This is a genomic window from Campylobacter lanienae NCTC 13004 (assembly GCF_002139935.1).
Taxonomy (GTDB): Bacteria; Campylobacterota; Campylobacteria; order Campylobacterales; family Campylobacteraceae; genus Campylobacter; species Campylobacter lanienae.
Map to the genome: position 1 here is coordinate 84,579 of NZ_CP015578.1, position 19,966 is coordinate 104,544.

The following is a 19,966-nucleotide window of genomic DNA, read 5'->3' on the forward strand; positions in this document are numbered from 1 at the left end:
AAAAGATGAAAAGAGTTATTTTATTAGCAAGTTGTGCTATGGTGCTGTTAGCTAGAGAGAATCCATTTGTCCCAGATGATATCAATACCACTACGCTAAACTCTACAAATATCAGCCAAAACTCTCCAAAACTAGATAAAATCATAGCCAAATTTCCAAGTGATGCTAGAGAGTTAGTGAGTGCGACTTTTAATTACAAATCCATAGATGGTAGTATAAAGCAAAAGAGTATTGATATTAATGCAAGTTTTGATTGGCATGATGATATCATCATCTCATCGCAATCCCCAGTGACAAATGAGACTACCCCAGCCCTTGATGTATCAGTTACTACCACAGATGAACAGACCAAACAAGCCGCAGCCAAAAAGGCCGCACCAAAGCCACTTAGCGTCCCACCTAAGATAGAACCGCCACTAGATAGTGTCTCATTTATGGATTTTATCAAATTCGATATTTTTAACTCAAAAATCGAAATTATCAATCAAGATAGATTGATAAGGGATTTTATCATCAATAAACCGGATAAAATTGTTATGGATTTTCATAAAAATAGCGAATTCAATACCCAAACCATAAGAGTCTATAAAGGCCCATTAAAAAAGATAACAATTGGAGCTCATAAAGATTATTATAGAGTTGTATTATTCTTAGATGGCAACTACCACTACGGGCTTCGCCAAAGTGGCAATGGATATACTCTCACACTTAGATAATTATGCCTAGCATTTGCGGCGTAGATGAAGCTGGTAGGGGTGCTTTGGCCGGTGAGTTGGTGGTATGTGGATGTGCTTTTAAGGCTGATGTGAGTGAGCTTGGATTAACTGATTCTAAAAAGCTCACCCCCAAAAAAAGAGAGCAGATATACCAAAATTTGATTTTGAAATCGAATTTTATAACTATATATTTTAATAACAAAATTATAGACCAAATCGGTCTTAGCGAATGTTTAAGAGCTGCTTTGAGAGTGGTGAAATTTCACTTTAAAGATCATTTGATAATCTATGATGGTAATTGTGATTATGGTATTAAGGGGATTAGCACGATGATCAAAGCCGATGCGAAAATCCCACAAGTAAGCGCAGCTAGCATAATAGCCAAGGTAAGCCGAGATAGACAGATGAGATCTTTTGATAGCTTATACCCAAATTTTGGCTATGCCAAGCACAAAGGCTATGGAGTTAAGGCTCATATAGAGGCACTTAGACGATTTGGATCAAATGATTTAACTAGACTTAGCTTTAAGCCAAAAGCCCTTGAAAGCTCACTTTTTAGGGATGAAATTTGAGTATTTTAGAGAGTCTTTATCAAAATCCGCCAAAATATAGAGAGTTTTTAGAGCGTAAAATTCAAATTCAAAGCCCCAAAATCCTATTAAAAGGTGTTAATGGTAGCGGGAAAAGCTCGCTTATTTTAAATCATTTGAGCAAATTTGATAATTTTTTGTATATTGACCTTGATGATGTAAGAAGCTTTGGTGTGGAGCTAAATTTGGATGAATTTATCAAGGCTAAAGGGATAAAGGCTTTGGCAATTGAGAATTTAAAAGAGCCGATAACCTTGCCTAAATGCGATAATATCATCATTTCTACCGATTTAAATTCGCTTTATATAGATGGACTTGATGAGGTTGAGATATTGGGGTTGGATTATGAAGAGTTTATGCTTTTTTACCATAAAAATTATGAAGCTAAGACGCTTTTTAGCCACTTTTTAAATCGTGGGAATTTGGCTTTTAGTCCATTTTTAAGCGAATTTGAGATTGGTGGATTTTTACAAAAATATATTAAATCATCAAAAGGTGAGCTAAATACAAAAATTTTAGCAAATGTCGCAAATTTCATCCATCAACCACTAAATTCATATCAAATTTATAAAAATTTAAAATCCCATATGAAGCTTAGTAAAGATAGATTATACCAAAATATCATAGAACTTCAAGACCAAAATCTGATAAAAACCATTAAGCACATTAGCGATGATACCAGTTTAAAGAGGGTATATTTCAGTGATTTTGCTCTAAAATCAGCCCTAAGTATCCACAAAGATCCTAAAGCCACAATCGCAAATATGGTATTTTGTGAGCTTTTAAAGCTAAAAAAGGAGATAAAGTATAGTAATCAACTAGATTTTATCATCTCTGATATGAATTTGGGGATTTTGATTTTGCCATTTTTGCCTTTGGAGCTTGCTTTGTTAAAGGCTAAGAAATTAAGCAACTATTGTGATGATTTGGGGATTAAAAGGGTAGATATAATCTCAAATTCGCAAAGTCAGATTGTGAAATTTGATAAAATCACATATAATTTAATGCCATTTTGGCAGTGGGCTGCGTGGCTAAATTAAGCTAATGCTATAAAATTTATAGTGAAATTATCAAAATATTACCATATTATTACAATTATTTTTATATATGTTACAAATTTACACACATAAAATAAAAATGCTATTTTAAGTTTAAAAAATTAAATTTATTTGTGATTTTACCGATAGATGAATTCAAGGGAATTTAAATATACCCTTAAACCACAAATGGAGAATCAAATATGAGAAAAATCTTTTTTCTTAGATTATTTCACCATAGTTTTGGAATTTGCAATTGGTAGGCGATAATGGCTCTTGTAGATGTTTGCGGAAAGCTTATTGATACGAAGGTAAAATTTTGGGGCAAACCTGCGTTAGATTTCGCTCAAATAGAGCTAGAAAAGCAGATAGCTAGGCAAAAAGAGGAAGAAAAAAAGCTCTTAAGCATAGAATACACCAAAGAAGAGCTTAGCATAAGTGCTACAAATAGTAACACAGATACCAGCTCTACTGATACCCAAACTACCCAATCCACCCAACCAGTTAGCCAAAGTAGCTTTGATGGAATTGAGATAAATTACTCTAGGACATATTTAAAGCTTGATATATATGCTTAAGCCCCTTTTTAAGGTGTTTATATAAAATTATAATTTCATAAAATCCAAGATAATCACAGATAAAATTTAAAAATTTAGCTATAATTATACAAATATTAAGGAGAAATTGTGTCTAAATTTGAAAGAGTTTTAAGAGTTGTAATCGGTATTTTGGTGATAGTTGGAGTATGGTATTTCTATGCTAGTTGGTGGGCTTTGATAGGTTTGGTGCCTTTGATAACAGGATTAATAGGCTTTTGCCCAATATACAGGGTATTAGGCAAACAAAGCTGCCCATTTAAGAAAAAGTGATATAAATTTGGCTAAGCTTCTAGGCTTAGTCCATTTTGATTTAAAAAATATACCTTATCTACTACCTTATTTATAAATTCCTTATCGTGTGAGACGATGATTTGAGCGATATCTAAGCTACCAAGGATATTTGCTACCTTGATTTGCATATCATAATCAAGCGCAGTTGTGGGCTCATCAAGTAATAAAATTTTAGGCTCGGTTATCAAAACCCCAGCTAATGCCACAAGCTTTTTTTCACCACCAGAGAGATAAAAGACTATCTCATCTCTTAAGTGCGAAATCCCAAGTTCACCTAGCATAAACTCAGCTCTTTTTCTTGCTTCATCCTTGCTTACACCCCTTGCCAAAAGGCTAAAAGCCACATCCTCAATAACACTTGGAGCGATAAATTGATCATCGCTATTTTGGAACAAAAAGCCTATTAAATTTCTATATTTTTCAAACTCACTTAGCTCTCTCATAGGCTCGTGAAATATCTCCACACTACCATCACAAGGCTTATTAAGACCGCCAATTATCTCAAGTAGGGTTGATTTGCCAGAGCCATTTTGACCTATGATAGCGACCTTTTCTTTGTGTGAGAGATTTAAATTTAAATTCTCAAACAAAACTCTATTTGCTATTTTAGCTTTTATATTTTTTAGTGTTACAGAACAGCTCAAATCAATACTCCTTGCCTTAAAATCAGTGCGATTAAAACCAAAATTATAAGCAAAATATCACAAAATCCAAATTTAATGCTATTTTTAAATTTATAAAATTTCCCATCAAATCCCCTAGCTAGCATTGTTTTTTCTAACATTTGAGATTTTTTAAACGCACTTAAAAATAGCATTGCGACTAAATTTGCGTATGTTTGATATACAAAAATCGAAGTTTTGTGATTGAAATTTCTAGCTTTTAAAGTGCGTTTAAATTTGTAAAAATCCATCTTGCCTATCTCTATAAATCTAACACAAAAATAGAATAAATAGCTAATTTTATTACCCATTCCAAGCCCTGAAACGCCTAGTGCTAGGCTATATGAGTTAAGCTTATGAAATGACAAAAGTCCAAATAAAATAATCAAATTTGACCTTACAAATATAAGCAAAGCTAAATTTAAATTATCCGCTAAAAGCACACTTATAACGACCAAAATAATGAAAAAATTCAAAAAAACAAGCCGTTTTAAAATCTCAAAAATATATCTAAATTTGATTAAGCCCAAAAATATAAGTGGCAAAAAGTGAGTCAAATATATCTTTCCACTAAGAGCCACAAAAAAGCTAAAAACCGCAAAACACGCTATAGAGATAGATGGATTTATCATTTTCTTTTAATCAGATATAATATCCCAAAAATCAAAATAATAGCTATCAAACTATAGATAATCTTTGAAATTTGATTATCATCTTCTATAGTGATTTTCGTATCAGTAGAAAATGAAATTCTCTTCTCATGAGCCAAAGAGCCATCAACCAAAATATCAAATTCATTTGCCATTAGTTTAAGCCTAGCAACGCCATTTTCGTCAGTTTTGGCATTTTGTATGATTTTATCATCTTTGATGATATCGATATTACAATTTCTACAAGGCGAATTACCATAAAAATAGCTCTTAATCACTACAAAATCGCCATCTTGACTAGCAAAAACCTTCAAAGAGTGAGCTTGCAGACTCACACCACAAAGCAGTATCAAAATTAGCCTTATCAATTTAAAAGCTCCTTATTAACTCTATTAATAAAACTTATAGCAAATAGGCTTATTATCCCCTCAATTATCATTAGTGGGAAATTAGCAGCCAAAGCAAGCCCAGATATAGCCAAAAACTCCTTGCCATTTAAGACCAAAACTCCACTCAAAATAAGCGATGAGCATAAAAGCGGAATGAAACCGACTAAAAACCAGCATATATATTGATAGATTTTTTGGTATTTTTGCTCTTTAAAAGATAGTTTGACAAAATACCTAGCAAATATCGTAGGCGCCGCTATCATAAGCAAATTCACCCCCAAAACGCTAATCCCCCCATAGCCAAAAAAGAGAGTTTGAAGTAAAAGCCCCACGCATATAGCTAAGATCGCATTTACGCCCAAGAACGCACCCACCAAACCACCTAATATCAGATGTATCGAAGTGGGCCCAAGGGGAATATGTATAAAAGAAGCTACAAAAAATATAGCGCTCATACAGGCGATTTTAGGGATATCTTTGAAATTTAATTTATAGATAAGATAAGCCACCCAAACCCCAGCGACAACCGCCGCTGGGATGATAATTTCAGGCTTTAAAACTCCTTCACTAATATGCATTATTCATAATCCTTAGTCTCTACCCAGATAACTGCGCCGATCTCTACAGGATACTCTTTACCATCTTTTTTGATTGTTTCATCATCTTCATTTAAAGCAGAAAATCCCCACCAACCAGCAAGTGGCATAGCAAAGCTAAACTCACCAAGCTCATTAGTCTTAACCTCTTGAGTTATATAGTCTTCGCCAGGGGCTTTAAGAGATTTTGAATTTAAATATTCTACTTCTACAATTGTGTTTTTAGCCGGTTTGCCTTTGTATAAGACCTTGCCTGAAAAGATATTTCCCTTATAAAGTCCATAAGGTCTAGTAAGCGGGATAATCTCAGTTTTTAATCCTATTGGCTCATCCCATCCTTCGCCGTATCCATAGGCATTTACTATAGTTTTGGTAATGTGCCTTATAAAGATATTTTCAGCAGGCTCAAAATATGGTTTTGGATCCATATAAAATTGATACATTCCAGGCTCTTTGATATTGTATTGTGCTTCGTAATAGCTCATTTTGCCATCTTTTTTTTCGCTTAAATTTGAGATTAGCTCTTTTTTGCCACCAACAAAAACTCCAGCTTCAACAGGCTTATCTAAGCTCATCATCATACCCTCAAATGGGTGAGTGAATTTATATGTTATTATCTCTTTGGCCTGAGATGGCTCATCTATAGTAGAATTTGATGGAATTACCACGCCAAAATGCCCCCATGATGCGCACGCAAGCGACGCTACTGCTAATAGTGATTTTAATCTCATTATCTCTCCTTTAAATTTAAATATTTTAATTACCAACTATCTTAGCTAGCATATCTATTGTTTGATTAAATTCCACCCCCTCATCTGGATTTTGCTTTATAAACTCTTCCATAGCGCTCTTTTTGCTAATAGCATAGTCAAGCTCTTTATCAACGCCCTTTTGATACGCCCCAATGCGGATTAAAACCTCATTTTCTTTAAGCATAGAAAATAGCCTTTTAAATTTATTAGCATTTTGTCTATGCTCTTTAGTGATGATATCGCTCATTACACGACTTGCAGAATTTAGAATATTAATAGGTGGATATATACCAAAATCAGTTAATTCTCTGCTTAAAACTATATGCCCATCTAGGATAGATCTGCTTTGATCAGCTATTGGATCGCTCATATCATCGCCTTCTACTAAAACGGTGAAAAATGCCGTGATAGAGCCTTTGCCTTCTTCTTTTCCGGCTCTTTCCATTAGTTGTGGCAATAAGGTTAGAGCGCTTGGTGGATAGCCTTTTGAGGTTGGTGGCTCGCCTAAGGCTAGGCCGATTTCACGCTGAGCCATAGCAAATCTAGTTACGCTATCCATCATAAATAGCACATCTTTGCCTTGATCTTTGAAATATTCAGCCACGCTCATAGCGCAAAAGGCGCCATATTTACGCATTAAAGAGCTATCATCGCTTGTAGCTACTATTATTACTGTGTTGGTTAGATCGCCGCCTAGATTTTTTTGGATAAATTCGGGAACTTCTCTACCACGCTCGCCAATTAATGCTATTACTTTTATAGGGGCTAGGGTGTTTCTTACTATCATGCCCATTAGCGTGGATTTGCCTACGCCAGAACCAGCGAAAATCCCCACTTTTTGCCCTTTGCCGCAGGTCAAAAGCCCATCAATACTCTTAATCCCAACGCTAAATTTCTCATCAATTAGCCCACGCTTCATAGCAGGAATTGGAGAGCGCATTATAGGCATAAAGCTATAGCATTCTATTGGCCCTTTATCATCTTTTGGATTCATAAATGGATCTACAACCCTACCTAGCAAGGCCTCTCCCACAGGGATACTCATCCCTTGATCACTCGCATAGACTCTATCGCCGACTTTAAACCCTTCTACAAACCCAAATGGGCTTATACTAGCGCCATTATGATTTAGACCAGTTACCATGCCTAATTCATTTTTATCACTATCCATGCTAACAATCCTAACAATATCGCCAATGCTAGGGCGAAGACCTGAAATTTCGATATTATTAGCATTTATTCGTGTAATTACCCCAAAAATGCTAGATAAATTTATCTTTTTGGCTAGGCGATTTTGTATATTTTTTAGGCTCAAAATTTTACCGATTTTGGGGAATTTATGAGATCAAAGAACTCTTTTCTAGTCTCGGGATTTTTGATAAAAGAGCCACGAAGAGCCGAAGTAGTAGTAACTGAGTTGATCTTTTCTACCCCTCTCATCTCCATACACATATGCCTAGCCTCTACTACTACGCCTACGCCTTTTGGGTTTATGGCTTCTTGTAAGGCTTGAGCGATCTGCTCTGTCATCTGCTCTTGAATTTGAAGTCTTCTAGCGTAGATATTTACCATTCTTGGGATCTTGCTTAGTCCTACGACCTTGCCATCAGGGATATAGGCTACATGAGCCCTACCAATTATAGGTAGCAAGTGATGCTCGCAAATGCTGTAAAATTCAATATCTTTGATTAATACCATCTCGTTATTGCTACTTTCAAACATCGCATCGCCTAGAATTTCAATCGGACTTTGATTATAGCCTTGAGTTATGAATTCATAGGCTTTTGCCACCCTTTTTGGTGTATTGATAAGGCCATCTCTATTTGGATCTTCGCCTATGATTTCAAGCATTTTTTTAACGCAATTTTCAAATTCAGCCATCTTGCTTTTATCAAACATAATCTACCTTAAAAATTTTTGTATGATTTTACAATATTTTGACTTGAGTGCAAATAAATTTGATAATTTATACTTAAATAAAGCAAAATTTTGCTATATTATGCGCCAAATTTTTGTCAAAAGGAAAATAATGGAAGTTAATGCTAAACTTACAAATTCAGTAAATGCTACTGCGACAACAACTCTAAAAGCAGATGAGATAAAACAAAAAGTAGAAAAATTAGCACGAAAAGCGGCTAAAAATGTGAAAATTGACGGATTTCGCCCTGGCAAAGTCCCAGTAGCTGAAGTTATCAAAAGATATGGCAAAGATCTAGAAAATGACGCTCGTGGTGAGCTTTATAGAGATTTTATAAATGAATCTGTAAAGCAAGTTGAGAAAGCAAACTCAGATATAATATCAGAACCAAGAGTGATTAAATTTGATGATAAAGATGGTAATATAGATGTTGAGGTTGAAATTTCATTTCACCCAAGCGTAGATCTAAATGGATATGAAAGCATCATCCCAAATTTCGAAGAGCCACAAGCACAAAAGAGCGAAATAGATGCCAAAATCAATGAAATTTTAAATATGCTAGCCCCACTTAAAAAGATAGAAAAAGAGAGCTTAGAAAAGGGCGATTGGGCGAAATTTGATTTTGAAGGTTTTGTTGATGGTGAGGCTTTTGAAGGTGGCAAGGCTGAGGGGTATCTACTTGAAATCGGTAGCGGTCAGTTTATCCCAGGATTTGAAGATGGTATGATAGGGCTTAAAGTTGGTGAAGAAAGAGATATTAATGTTACTTTCCCAGCTGAGTATGGCGCAGCTCATTTAGCAGGCAAAGCAGCTGTATTTAAGGTCAAATTACACGAAATTCAAGGCAAAGAGCCACTTAAATTAGATGAAGAAACTCTTAAAAAAATTCTACCAAATGAAGAGAACCCAACCAAAGAGATGCTAGAAAATCGCATAAGCGATCAGATAAAAGCAGAAAAAATGTCAAAATTAGTAATCGAAGAGCTAAAACCTAAATTCGCTCAAGCAGCTGTGGAGAAATTCAGCTTTGATTTACCAAACAACATAGTAGAACAAGAGATCGATATGCAATTTAGAAATAATTGGATGAGTTTTAGCGATGAAGAACGCAAACAATTCCAAGAAGATCCAAAAGCACTAGAAGCACAAAGAGCAAAATACAAAGATGACGCTCTAAAAAGCGTTAAATTGACCTTTATCATCGATGAATTAGCCAAATTACGCAATATCACAGTAGCTGATAATGAAATTTTACAAACAATATATTTTGAAGCTTATAGATATGGTGCTGATCCAAAAGAGCATTTAGAAACTTACAAAAAACAAGGTATGATCCCAGCTGTTAAAATGGCTCTAATAGAAGAAAAACTATTCTCAGATCTATTTAACAAAAAAGATGAGAGCAAATAATGATACCTTATGTAATAGAAAATGACGGCAAAGGCGAAAGAAGCTACGATATATACTCTCGTTTGCTTAAAGATCGTATCGTTATGCTAACTGATGAGATAGAAGATCGCATGGCAAGTGCGATCGTAGCTCAACTTCTATTTTTAGAAGCGCAAGATCCAGATAAAGATATATATCTATATATCAATAGCCCAGGTGGCGTGGTAACTAGCGGAATGAGTATATATGATACGATGAATTATATCAAGCCTGATGTCTGTACCATCTGTATCGGTCAAGCTGCTAGTATGGGGTCATTTTTGCTTAGTAGTGGAGCAAAAGGCAAGAGATATATCTTGCCAAATGCTAGAGTTATGATCCATCAGCCCTTAGGCGGAGCTCAAGGCCAAGCCACAGATATGGAGATTAGAACTAAAGAAATTTTAAGAATCAAAGAGAATTTAAACACTATCCTAGCTAAAAATACAGGCCAAAAGCTATCTAAAATTATCAAAGACACAGATAGAGATTGTTTTATGAGTGCTAGTGAAGCGGTAGAATATGGTATTGTAGATACGATTTTGACAAAAAGTTTTAAATAGAATTTAAGGTGTTGTGATGGTTACATTAGATGAAGATAAAAGCACAAAAACAGCTACAAAGCAACCAAGCATAGCACCAGTTGCCACTCCGGCAGCTAGGCCTAGCGTGGCGGCTACTCCAGATAGCGAAAATGTAGATTTAAATAAATTTTCATCCGCTGTCTTAAAGCAGTTGATTGCTGAGAATATCCAGCCAACACCGGATAATTTTGATATATATTTTAGAAAGCTTTTAGAAGGTAAGCCTGCGAATTTTCAAAAGAAAGTTTTGGAGTTATTGGATTTTAGCAAAGAAGATAAGCTAGACCGCCAAGCCATGATAGAAAAAGATATCAAAACCGGCTTCGCTCAAATCCGCTCTATGATGCAAGTAATAATATTAATATACAAAAATTTAAGCATCATGAACGGTATAGCCAAAAATCGTTTAAAAGAGATGAGCACTAGTGCTAATCCGCTTACAATTCAAGGTAGCATAAAGATATTTGGCCTGGAGCTTGAGAAGTTTAATGCCCTAATGGAACGCCATATAAGCGCTATTAAAACTAGTTATGAAGAGGTTGATAAGATATTTAAAAATGTAGAAGATAACTCTATTTATGACTCTAAATTTGAAGTTTATAACAAAAAATATCTATTAAAGATTCTTCACGATGAGTTTAACGATGTCAAGCGATATAAGTATAATGTCAGCATTATGCTAATTCGTGTCAAAGATGTAGTTTTAAATAACATTCCAAGCCTAAAAGACAAAAATGGAATTTTAAGAAACATAGCCAAAATTCTACTTAAAACTTCACGCCGAAGTGATATCGTCGCACACTATGGCGATGGGTGCTTTGCTATGGTGATGAAGCATACAGATCTAGAAAGCGCCAAAAAAGCAGCCCAAAGGGTCGCAGAACTATTATACCAAACTACATTTTTTATGGGCGAAGATGAGCTAGATATGAATATGGAAATCGCTGTTGGCGCTATCAATCCAGATAGCAGTATAGAAGAGATTTTATCGGCTCTTTTAGATGCGTTGCCAAGAAGTGGAAAAGACATTAAGCTATTTGAGAGTGTAGAGGTGTAGTGTGGTTTTAGAGGTTTTGGAGTATCCTGACAAAAGGCTTTTTGAGCGTAGTGTTGAGGTGGATAAATTTGATATTGAGCTTGGTGAGTTTTTGGATGATATGTATGAAACAATGATCGCTAAAAGCGGAATCGGCCTAGCTGCGATACAAGTTGGTAGGCCTATTAGAGCTTTGATAATAAATTTAGTAAATGACAATGATATTCAAGACAAAGCCGATTTATTAGAGATAATCAATCCTAAATTTATCAAAAAAGATGGCGAACAACTCTATCAAGAGGGTTGTTTGAGTGTGCCGGGGTATTATGAAGAGGTCAAAAGGGCTGCTAGCGTGGTTGTAGAATATCAAGATAGATTTGGCAATCCTCACACGATCGAAGCTGATGGATTATTAGCCGTGGCATTACAACACGAAAATGACCATCTAGATGGCCATCTATTTATAGAAAAAATAGGCTTTAATAAGCGTAAAAAATTTGACAAAGAGTATAAGAAAAAGCCAAAACGCAAACCGCTATGAAATCCCTAAAATCAGCATCTCTAAGCAATAAATTACATATAATCGATATAGAATCAACTTTTATTAGAGCCTTGCCTGGATTTGAGATAGTAGGCCTTGCTAGTGCTACTATCAAAGAGTCGGCTACTAGGGTTAAATCCGCTATTTTAGCCCTTAGAGATTTTGCCCTTCCAGCCTTGAAAGTTATCATAAATTTAAGTCCAAGCGATGTCAAAAAAGATGGCTCACATTTTGATTTGGCTATTGCTCTTTTGATTTTATTGCAAAAAGAGAAATTTGATAGCGATTATTTCGTATTTGGAGAGCTTGGATTAGATGGAAAGCTTAGAAGCTCGGCTGAGCTATTTTCGATTTTATTGTTTCTTAGCACTAGTGTTGAATCAGCCAAAATTTTAGTCCCAAAAGATATCGCCTTAAAAGCAGCTATGATACCTAATTTTGAAGTTTATGCTGTTGAGAATTTAAGCCAAGCTAGGGATTTTTTCTTAAATGATGAGATTAGGGCTAATGCCAAAGTGAGTGCCACTCATCCGATTTTTGATAATGTTATAGAGATTTGCGGGCGTAAATTTGTCCCAAATTTAAATTATACTCTTGATTTTATAGATATCAAAGGCCAAGAGAGAGCCAAAAGAGCGAGTATCATCGCCGCATCTGGTATGCATAATATTTTATTTGAAGGTAGCCCCGGATGCGGTAAAAGCATGAGCGCAAAGCGCTTGCCCTATATCATGCCACCACAAAGCTTAGAAGAGATATTGCTAGCTAGTGCTTATGAATCTTTGAATTCAAATAATAGTGATTTTAGCGCTGTTAGGGCTTTTAGAAGTCCGCATCACACAAGCACTAGAAGCTCTATTTTTGGTGGTGGTAGCACTGCTGCGAAGATAGGTGAGGTGGCTTTGGCTAATGGCGGAGTGCTGTTTTTTGATGAGTTTCCGCACTTTGGCAAGCAAATTTTAGAGAGTCTTAGAGAGCCCTTAGAAGATTATAAAATCAATATCTCAAGGGTAAATTCCAAAGTCAGTTATGATACTAAATTTCTATTTGTTGCTGCGATGAATCCATGCCCTTGCGGTAATCTATTTAGCAAAAATGCCACTTGTATTTGTAGCGATAAAGAGATAGCAAAATACCAAAATACCATATCTGGGCCGATTTTGGATCGTATAGATCTATATTGTGCGATGGGCGAGATTAGTGAATTTGATGAAGCTACGCTAAGTTCAAAGCAGATGAGCGATATGGTTTTAAAGGCCTTTACAAATCAGATTAAACGGGGTCAAAGTGAGCTAAATGGCAAATTATGCGATGGTGATATAACGAAATTTTGCATTTTGGATAACGAAGCCAAAGAGACTCTAAATAGGGCAATTTCTAGCTATAATCTTAGCCAAAGAGGGATAAATAAAACCCTTAAAGTCGCTAGGACAATAGCGGATTTAAAAGATTATGAGATCATATCAAAAGCTGATATAATGGAGAGTTTAAGCTACAGGATGAAAAGATGAAAAGGCTCTATACAAACTCATCTAAATTTGATAAAAATGCTGTGGATAATCTAGGTATAAGCGAGTTAGTATTACAAGAAAATGCCGCTAGGGCTGTGGCTGAAGTGGTGTGCCAAAATTTAAAATCAGGTAGCAAAATTCTAGCAGTTTGCGGTAAAGGAAATAATGCAAGTGACGCTATAGCCGCCCTTAGAATGCTTAGTGGGGAGTATGATTGTAGTATTATTTTTCTCAAAAGCAGTCCAAATCAAAATGCCAAAATTCAACTAAATATCGCCAAAAATGTAGGAGTTAAAATCGCAGATTTGTCTTGTGATTTGGGTGAATTTGATTGTGTTATTGATGGGATTTTTGGTAGTGGGTTTAAGGGTGAAATGGAGCCAAAAATCGCTAATGTAATTAAAAAACTAAATAGCCTAAACGCCCTTAAAATCGCCGTTGATATCCCTAGTGGCGTAGGTGAGATGAGTATGGGAAGTGAGATTTTTAAGGCTGATTTTAGCGTTTGTATGGGGGTTTTAAAACTTGGGCTTTATGCTGATAGGGCTAAGGACTTTGTAGGTGAGATAATCCAAGCAAATTTAGGTATAAATGATGAGAAATTCAGCTATGGAGATAGTGATTATCTCGTGCTTTTAGATGATTTAGAACTGCCTAATAGAAATTTAGAAAATGCGAGTAAAGGCGATTTTGGGCATGTTTTCATCGCTTGTGGTGATATGAGTGGTGCTGCAAAGATTGCGGCAAGCTCAGCCTTAAATATGGGCGCTGGTAGGGTGAGCATGGTAAATTTAAGCCAAAATAATCTAAATTTAGATCCGCAAATTATGCTTAAAACTAGCTTTGATAATGCTGATATTATCGGCTTTGGTATGGGGCTTGGTGGGGCTAAATTTGATTATAAAGTTTGCGCCAAAAAATTATGCGTAGTGGATGCGGATGCCTTTTATCACTCATGGGTGGAGGAGTTTGCTTTAAGTGATTTGGCGGTTTTAACCCCACACCCAAAGGAGTTTAGCTCACTGATGAAAATATGCGGTATGGGTGAATTTAGCGTAGATGAAATTCAAAATAACCGCTTTGAGTTAGCTAGAGAATTTAGCATTAAATTCCCATCTACTTTGGTATTAAAAGGCGCTAATGTGATAATCGCTCAAAAAGGGGTATTATATGTAGCTTCCCAAGGTAGCTCTAAGCTCGCTGTCGGTGGCAGCGGGGATGCGTTATCTGGGATTATATTAGGATATTTAGCTAATCACTTTACCCCGCTTAAATCAGCTATAAATGGGGTTTTAGCTCATCAAAAATCAGCCCAAATTTATAAGGGAAATGACTATAGCTTTACCCCAAATGATATTATAAAAGGATTAAAATGGTTGTAAAAAATATCGCAATTTTGTTTAGTGGAAGTGGCTCAAATTTACAAGCTATTTTAGAGCAAGTACATGGCAAGGTATTTAAAGGTGTAAGGATCAATGTGGCCTTATTGATTTGTAATAATCCAGATGCCAAAGGGATCAAAAGAGCTAAGAAATTTGGCCTTGATACGGTGGTGATAGATCACAGAGATTACCCTACTAGGGAGAAATTTGACCAAGCATTAGTATATGAGATCAAAAAACACGATATTGATTTGAGTGTTTTAGCCGGTTTTATGCGAATTCTCACGCCTGTTTTTACAGATAATATCAAAGCGATTAATCTTCATCCGAGCTTATTGCCATTATTTAAAGGGGCAAATGCCATCGATGAGAGTTACAATAGCGATATGAAAGTAGGCGGTGTCAGCATACATTGGGTAAGCAGCGAGCTAGATGCAGGCGAGATAATAGCGCAAAAGAGTTTCCCACGCAAAAATAGATCAAAAGAGCAATGGGAGAGAAAAATTCATAAAATCGAACACAAATTACTACCAAAAACAATTATCAAACTTCTAGCTAAAGGCAAATAATGTTTGAGTGGATCTACTCTATAGAGGCTTGGATAAGCTTGCTTACTCTAACTAGTTTAGAGATAGTTTTGGGTATTGATAATATCATTTTTATAGCGATTTTATGTGGCAAACTTCCAGCTAATCAAAGAGACAAAGCTAGGATAATGGGGCTTGGCTTTGCTATGGTGACTAGAATTATGTTGCTTTTGAGTCTGTTTTGGATTATGAAGCTTACAACGCCGCTTTTTGCTCTTATGGGTCAAGAGATTTCGGGGCGTGATATTGTTTTGATAGCTGGTGGGCTATTTTTGATAGCTAAATCAACCTTAGAATTACACTCTCACGCAACTAATCAAAGCGAAGAAGAGAGCATTTCTAGCAAGGTTGGAGTAGGCTTTGCGATGACGATAATCCAAATTGGAATTTTAGATATTGTCTTTTCGCTTGATAGCGTTATTACCGCTGTTGGTATGGCTAATCACATAGAGATTATGATATTAGCGGTGATTTTGGCTGTTGGGGTGATGCTATTAGCTAGTGGGGCTATTAGCAGATTTGTGGAGTCCAATCCTACTATTAAAGTTTTAGCTCTTGCGTTTTTGATTTTAATAGGCGTGGCGCTAGTGGGTGAAGGGCTTGAGTTTCATATACCAAAAGGGTATATATATTTTGCGATGGCGTTTTCTTTGGTTGTGGAGATGATAAATCTCTATTCTAGAAGAGGTCAAAAAGAGCAAAAATAGGTTAAAAATTTATATATTTTTGCCAAATTTAAGCCTATTTTAATTGACAAATGGCATTTTTTCGGATATAATTTCAGCTCTTTATTTGAAATAGTGAGACTATACTTCGGGGTGTAGCGCAGTCTGGTTAGCGCACTTGGTTTGGGACCAAGGGGCCGAAGGTTCGAATCCTTTCACCCCGACCATGTGGTGAGTGTAGCTCAGTCGGTTAGAGCATCAGATTGTGGTCCTGAGGGTCGTGGGTTCGATTCCCATCACTCACCCCATTTATGTGTGGCAAGATCGCGCTTGTAGCTCAATTGGATAGAGCGACAGACTTCGGATCTGTAGGTTGTGGGTTCGAGTCCTACCTGGCGCACCACTTTCAAATATAAGAGCTGAGTTTTCATATGCGCTCATAGCTCAGCTGGATAGAGCAACGGCCTTCTAAGCCGTAGGCCAGAGGTTCGAATCCTCTTGGGCGTACCACTTTGTTAAGCTTTGGCTTAGCAAATTTATTTGCGGACGTGGTGAAATTGGCAGACACGCCAGACTTAGGATCTGGTGCCTTACGGTGTGGAGGTTCAAGTCCTCTCGTCCGCACCATCACTCCATTTCAATACTTTTCTTAAACTTTCACAAATCATCAAAAAGCCCTAAAAATCGGATTTTAGAACTGATTTAAGCTTTCATTTGATATCGTTTCATTTCAGTTATTTTCACCCAAAGGAATACCCAAGGATACCCAAATGAAAATGAAAAACTTCACAACAGACAGCCAACTAAAATCTATCACCCTACCACAAAACGCAAAAGAGCTAATAATAAAAGATAAGAAGCACACGCAACATAATAGTAAGAATTCGCCCAAATAGCAAGACTTTTATCTTTAGAATTAAAATCAATGATAAGATTAAAAAGCACACAATAGGCCAATATCCGCTAATCTCGCTAGCCCACCGCAAGGCCAAAAAAGCCAATATCTAGATATAAATTTTCAAATTTCTAAATTACTTCCAAAAATCATTTTAAATTTAGTTTAAAATCCCTTTTATATCATTTAATGGCTATGAAATCACAATAGGCAAAATAGCAAATTTATACTAGATTAAGCTAAATCAAATTTCAAATTTAAATTAATGAAATTCGTCACATATAAAAATATAAATATTAAGAAAAATTTATGTTTATGGCGAGTATAATAACTAATTTTTATTATAAAATAAATTTAATTCATATAATTAAATTATATTGATTAAATTATATTGATTAAATTTATTTTAAATTCACCCTAAGGAGAAATTATGAGATTTTTAGTTATTTTACTTTTTGGTTTTTTAATTGGTGCGAGTGGTTCTAATACTCATCATGGTGCGCCACATTGGGGTTATAGCGGTGATGGATCGCCAGAGCATTGGGGAGATTTGGCGGATGAATTTCGCACCTGTAAATATGGCAAAAATCAATCACCAATTGATATAGCTCAAACTACGAAATCTACGCTACAAAAGCCTATATTTGATTATAAAAATAGCCCAAAAGAGCTTATCAATAACGGACACACTTTACAAGTGAACTTCAATCCAGGTAGCACCCTAACATTTCAAAACAAAAAATTCGAGCTTTTACAGATGCATTTTCACACGCCATCAGAATATACTTTTGATAAAAAGCACTATCCTATGGTAGCTCATTTAGTTCATAAGGCTAGTGATGAAGAGCTTTTGGTATTGGCGATTATGTTTGATAAAGGCGATGAAAATCCTGTGATTAAAGAGATTTGGGCAGACGCACCTACTAAGGTTGGAGAGAGTAGAAAACTAGCGAATTTAGCCTTAAACGACCTAGTCAAAAATCTTCAAAATTATATTGAGCTAGTTGGCTCACTTACTACGCCACCATGCTCTGAGGGTGTGATTTGGCTAATAAATAAAGATAACGCCTTTGCTTCAGATGAACAGATTAAATTTTTTACTAATATAATAGGTCAAAACAACCGTCCAACCCAAGATATCAATGGCCGAAAAATCCTAGAAGTATCTAAATAAATTTATAATCCATCCTTAAGCCACCACTCAACAACCGCCCAATTCGGGCGGCCTCCTATTACTATCAGCCGCTAACACCGGCGAATTTTTTGCCATTGTCAAATTTCACCGCCAAATTCCGCCGTAGTATTCAAAAATGCCACCCACAAAGAGCAAATTCCACCACCGCACCCAAAAACACCACCCACAAAAATTCGCCACCCAACCCTAAAAACGCTACACAAAAAGCCAAATTTAACTCCGCAAAAAGCCAAATTTCATATCTATCCACACAAAATCAGATTAAAATATTGTAATTTAATCAATGAAAATATATAATACAAGCCAAAAAACGCTATCAAAATCAAATTTAAAGGCAATCAAAATGGCAAGCAACCACCAAAGAGAAGAATTACATAAAGCGATATGGTCCATCGCTGATGATTTGAGAGGTTCAGTAGATGGCTGGGATTTTAAGCAGTATGTGCTAGGTATTATGTTTTATAGATATATATCAGAAAATATAGCAAATTATATAAATGAAGGGGAGAGAGCAGCAGGCGAAGCTACTTTTGATTATGCGAATTTAAAAGATTGCGAGGCCGAATTTGAAAGGGATAATCTTGTCACAGAAAAGGGATTTTTCATTCGTCCTTCAGAGTTGTTTTGTAATGTGATTAAATCAGCTAAAAGCGATAGCGCTACATTCACAGATAGCGAGGGCAAAACTAAAAATATAAAAGATAATTTAAATGAATATTTAGAAATGATATTTAACAATATCGAAAACTCCGCCAAAGGCACGCAGAGTGAAGATGACTTTTCTGGGTTATTTGATGATATAGATGTCAATAGCAATAAGCTAGGCGCCACAGTTGCTAAAAGAAATGAAAAACTTCTAAAAATATTAGATGGAATAGCTGGGATAAATTTAGACTATAAGGATAATGATATAGACGCATTTGGGGATGCTTATGAGTTTTTAATGTCCATGTATGCTTCAAATGCTGGTAAATCAGGTGGAGAGTTCTACACACCACAAGAGGTTAGCGAACTACTTACCAAACTCGCTATTTTGGATAAAAAAGAGGTTAATAAGGTTTATGATCCAGCTTGTGGAAGCGGGTCATTGCTTTTGAAATCTGCGAAAATTTTAGGCAAAGAAAATGTAAGAAACGGCTTTTATGGTCAAGAGATAAATTTGACTACCTATAACCTTTGTAGGATTAATATGTTTTTACACGATATTGGTTATGATAAATTTAACATAGCTTGCGAAGATACTTTGACCATGCCTAAACACTGGGATGATGAGCCATTTGAGGTGATAGTATCTAATCCGCCATACTCTATCAAATGGGCTGGAGATGATAATGCTATTTTGATAAATGATGAGCGCTACTCTCCGGCTGGAGTTTTAGCGCCCAAATCAAAAGCGGATTTTGCCTTTATAATGCACTCATTATCGTGGCTAGCATCTAATGGCACAGCTTCTATAGTATGCTTTCCTGGGATATTATATCGAGGCGGAGCAGAACAAAAGATTAGAAGATATTTAATTGATAATAATTTTATAGACTCGATTATCCAACTACCTGATAATCTCTTTTTTGGGACAAGTATAGCAACTTGTATAATGGTATTAAAAAAGGGTAAAAAAGATAATAGCACACTCTTTATAAACGCTTCCAAAGAGTGCGTCAAAGTAACTAATAACAATAGATTAACCGATAAAAATATAGATAATATAGTTAAAATATTTAAAGATAGAAAAGATATTAACCACATTGCCAAATTAATCCCAAATAAAGAGATAACAGACAATAACTACAATCTATCAGTATCAACCTATGTAGAACAAGAAGACACAAGAGAAAAAATAGATATAGTAAAGCTAAATAATGAAATAGCCCAAATAGTAGCTAGAGAAAACGAGCTTCGCAAGGAAATAGATAAAATCATCTTAGAAATCGAGGCGTAATCT

General features: G+C 35.7%; 24 protein-coding genes and 5 tRNA genes. 21 read left to right on the forward strand and 8 right to left on the reverse strand.

The annotated features are described in order from the left end of the window. The first annotated feature begins 5 nt into the window (after nucleotides 1–5). From CLAN_RS00425 to CLAN_RS00445, 5 genes are all read left to right on the forward strand, one after another. The gene (locus CLAN_RS00425; RefSeq protein ID WP_096013825.1) at nucleotides 6–716 is read left to right on the forward strand and encodes an AMIN domain-containing protein; all 711 of its coding nucleotides are present in this window, start codon (nucleotides 6–8) and stop codon (nucleotides 714–716) included. 2 nt (nucleotides 717–718) lie between these two features. Continuing rightward, complete coding sequence (locus CLAN_RS00430; RefSeq protein ID WP_100590298.1) at nucleotides 719–1,288, forward strand: ribonuclease HII; 570 nt, start codon at nucleotides 719–721, stop codon at nucleotides 1,286–1,288. Further along, nucleotides 1,285–2,346, forward strand: a complete 1,062-nt coding sequence (locus CLAN_RS00435) for an ATP-binding protein (RefSeq protein WP_096017432.1) — start codon at nucleotides 1,285–1,287, stop codon at nucleotides 2,344–2,346. The genes CLAN_RS00430 and CLAN_RS00435 overlap by 4 nt, the downstream gene beginning before the upstream one ends. A 266-nt stretch (nucleotides 2,347–2,612) precedes the next feature. Then, nucleotides 2,613–2,921 (forward strand): hypothetical protein, encoded by a 309-nt coding sequence (locus tag CLAN_RS00440; RefSeq protein WP_096013828.1) that lies wholly within the window; start codon nucleotides 2,613–2,615, stop codon nucleotides 2,919–2,921. A 108-nt stretch (nucleotides 2,922–3,029) separates the two neighbouring features. Beyond that, a complete protein-coding gene (locus tag CLAN_RS00445; RefSeq protein WP_086282992.1) occupies nucleotides 3,030–3,212 on the forward strand; it encodes a YgaP family membrane protein in 183 nt (60 codons plus the stop codon). Nucleotides 3,213–3,223: 11 nt separating this feature from the next. Here CLAN_RS00445 and CLAN_RS00450 read toward each other — a convergent pair whose 3' ends face one another. The 7 genes from CLAN_RS00450 to folE are packed head-to-tail and all read right to left on the reverse strand — an operon-like array spanning nucleotide 3,224 to nucleotide 8,163. Further along, complete coding sequence (locus CLAN_RS00450; RefSeq protein ID WP_100590299.1) at nucleotides 3,224–3,877, reverse strand: energy-coupling factor ABC transporter ATP-binding protein; 654 nt, start codon at nucleotides 3,875–3,877, stop codon at nucleotides 3,224–3,226. Then, nucleotides 3,874–4,527: a CbiQ family ECF transporter T component gene (locus tag CLAN_RS00455; RefSeq protein WP_100590300.1), complete on the reverse strand. Its 654-nt coding sequence runs from the start codon at nucleotides 4,525–4,527 to the stop codon at nucleotides 3,874–3,876. The genes CLAN_RS00450 and CLAN_RS00455 overlap by 4 nt, the downstream gene beginning before the upstream one ends. Further along, the gene (locus tag CLAN_RS00460; RefSeq protein ID WP_096013831.1) at nucleotides 4,524–4,913 is read right to left on the reverse strand and encodes a hypothetical protein; all 390 of its coding nucleotides are present in this window, start codon (nucleotides 4,911–4,913) and stop codon (nucleotides 4,524–4,526) included. Before CLAN_RS00460 ends, CLAN_RS00455 begins: the two co-directional genes overlap by 4 nt. After that, on the reverse strand, nucleotides 4,910–5,512 hold the full coding sequence (cbiM, locus tag CLAN_RS00465; RefSeq protein ID WP_100590301.1) for a cobalt transporter CbiM: 603 nt from the start codon (nucleotides 5,510–5,512) through the stop codon (nucleotides 4,910–4,912). Before cbiM ends, CLAN_RS00460 begins: the two co-directional genes overlap by 4 nt. Beyond that, the gene (locus tag CLAN_RS00470) at nucleotides 5,512–6,261 is read right to left on the reverse strand and encodes a DUF4198 domain-containing protein (protein WP_100590302.1); all 750 of its coding nucleotides are present in this window, start codon (nucleotides 6,259–6,261) and stop codon (nucleotides 5,512–5,514) included. The genes cbiM and CLAN_RS00470 overlap by 1 nt, the downstream gene beginning before the upstream one ends. Nucleotides 6,262–6,286: 25 nt before the next feature. Further along, nucleotides 6,287–7,597 carry a flagellar protein export ATPase FliI gene (fliI, locus tag CLAN_RS00475; RefSeq protein WP_100590303.1) on the reverse strand — a complete coding sequence of 437 codons (1,311 nt, stop codon included), beginning with the start codon at nucleotides 7,595–7,597 and terminating at the stop codon, nucleotides 6,287–6,289. Beyond that, nucleotides 7,594–8,163, reverse strand: a complete 570-nt coding sequence (gene folE, locus CLAN_RS00480) for a GTP cyclohydrolase I FolE (RefSeq protein ID WP_390885760.1) — start codon at nucleotides 8,161–8,163, stop codon at nucleotides 7,594–7,596. Before folE ends, fliI begins: the two co-directional genes overlap by 4 nt. A 148-nt stretch (nucleotides 8,164–8,311) precedes the next feature. On the opposite strand from folE, the gene tig reads away from it, so the two are divergent. The 15 genes from tig (at nucleotide 8,312) to CLAN_RS00550 (ending at nucleotide 18,003) form a co-directional block, all read left to right on the forward strand. Beyond that, entirely contained in the window at nucleotides 8,312–9,610 is a 1,299-nt protein-coding gene (gene tig, locus CLAN_RS00485; protein ID WP_100590304.1) for a trigger factor, read from the forward strand. Further along, complete coding sequence (clpP, locus tag CLAN_RS00490; RefSeq protein ID WP_167368961.1) at nucleotides 9,607–10,191, forward strand: ATP-dependent Clp endopeptidase proteolytic subunit ClpP; 585 nt, start codon at nucleotides 9,607–9,609, stop codon at nucleotides 10,189–10,191. Before tig ends, clpP begins: the two co-directional genes overlap by 4 nt. 16 nt (nucleotides 10,192–10,207) lie before the next feature. Next, complete coding sequence (locus tag CLAN_RS00495) at nucleotides 10,208–11,269, forward strand: GGDEF domain-containing protein (protein WP_100590305.1); 1,062 nt, start codon at nucleotides 10,208–10,210, stop codon at nucleotides 11,267–11,269. A gap of 1 nt (nucleotide 11,270) precedes the next feature. Next, nucleotides 11,271–11,789, forward strand: coding sequence for a peptide deformylase (gene def, locus CLAN_RS00500; RefSeq protein WP_096015344.1), 519 nt, complete (start codon nucleotides 11,271–11,273; stop codon nucleotides 11,787–11,789). Beyond that, complete coding sequence (locus CLAN_RS00505; RefSeq protein WP_100590306.1) at nucleotides 11,786–13,300, forward strand: YifB family Mg chelatase-like AAA ATPase; 1,515 nt, start codon at nucleotides 11,786–11,788, stop codon at nucleotides 13,298–13,300. The genes def and CLAN_RS00505 overlap by 4 nt, the downstream gene beginning before the upstream one ends. Next, nucleotides 13,297–14,682, forward strand: a complete 1,386-nt coding sequence (locus CLAN_RS00510; RefSeq protein ID WP_100590307.1) for an NAD(P)H-hydrate dehydratase — start codon at nucleotides 13,297–13,299, stop codon at nucleotides 14,680–14,682. Before CLAN_RS00505 ends, CLAN_RS00510 begins: the two co-directional genes overlap by 4 nt. Then, the gene (gene purN / locus CLAN_RS00515; protein ID WP_100590308.1) at nucleotides 14,673–15,251 is read left to right on the forward strand and encodes a phosphoribosylglycinamide formyltransferase; all 579 of its coding nucleotides are present in this window, start codon (nucleotides 14,673–14,675) and stop codon (nucleotides 15,249–15,251) included. Before CLAN_RS00510 ends, purN begins: the two co-directional genes overlap by 10 nt. Further along, a complete protein-coding gene (locus CLAN_RS00520) occupies nucleotides 15,251–15,976 on the forward strand; it encodes a TerC family protein (RefSeq protein ID WP_096018568.1) in 726 nt (241 codons plus the stop codon). The genes purN and CLAN_RS00520 overlap by 1 nt, the downstream gene beginning before the upstream one ends. A gap of 107 nt (nucleotides 15,977–16,083) precedes the next feature. Continuing rightward, nucleotides 16,084–16,161 (forward strand) — tRNA-Pro (locus CLAN_RS00525). A gap of 4 nt (nucleotides 16,162–16,165) precedes the next feature. Continuing rightward, nucleotides 16,166–16,242, forward strand: a tRNA-His gene (locus CLAN_RS00530). A gap of 18 nt (nucleotides 16,243–16,260) precedes the next feature. Next, a tRNA-Arg gene (locus tag CLAN_RS00535) sits at nucleotides 16,261–16,337 on the forward strand. Nucleotides 16,338–16,367: 30 nt separating this feature from the next. Next, nucleotides 16,368–16,444: transfer RNA gene (locus CLAN_RS00540), tRNA-Arg, on the forward strand. 32 nt (nucleotides 16,445–16,476) lie between these two features. After that, nucleotides 16,477–16,561: transfer RNA gene (locus tag CLAN_RS00545), tRNA-Leu, on the forward strand. 143 nt (nucleotides 16,562–16,704) lie between these two features. Further along, nucleotides 16,705–16,830, forward strand: coding sequence for a hypothetical protein (locus CLAN_RS08415; protein ID WP_256413459.1), 126 nt, complete (start codon nucleotides 16,705–16,707; stop codon nucleotides 16,828–16,830). Between the two features lie 429 nt (nucleotides 16,831–17,259). Further along, nucleotides 17,260–18,003: a carbonic anhydrase gene (locus CLAN_RS00550; protein ID WP_100590309.1), complete on the forward strand. Its 744-nt coding sequence runs from the start codon at nucleotides 17,260–17,262 to the stop codon at nucleotides 18,001–18,003. A gap of 130 nt (nucleotides 18,004–18,133) precedes the next feature. Here the strand turns inward: CLAN_RS00550 and CLAN_RS08250 are convergent, their stop codons facing one another. After that, a complete protein-coding gene (locus CLAN_RS08250) occupies nucleotides 18,134–18,274 on the reverse strand; it encodes a hypothetical protein (protein WP_167368911.1) in 141 nt (46 codons plus the stop codon). Nucleotides 18,275–18,367: 93 nt separating this feature from the next. Between CLAN_RS08250 and CLAN_RS00555 the strand changes: the two genes are divergently transcribed. After that, the gene (locus CLAN_RS00555) at nucleotides 18,368–19,963 is read left to right on the forward strand and encodes a type I restriction-modification system subunit M (protein WP_100590310.1); all 1,596 of its coding nucleotides are present in this window, start codon (nucleotides 18,368–18,370) and stop codon (nucleotides 19,961–19,963) included. The last annotated feature ends 3 nt before the right edge of the window (nucleotides 19,964–19,966 follow it).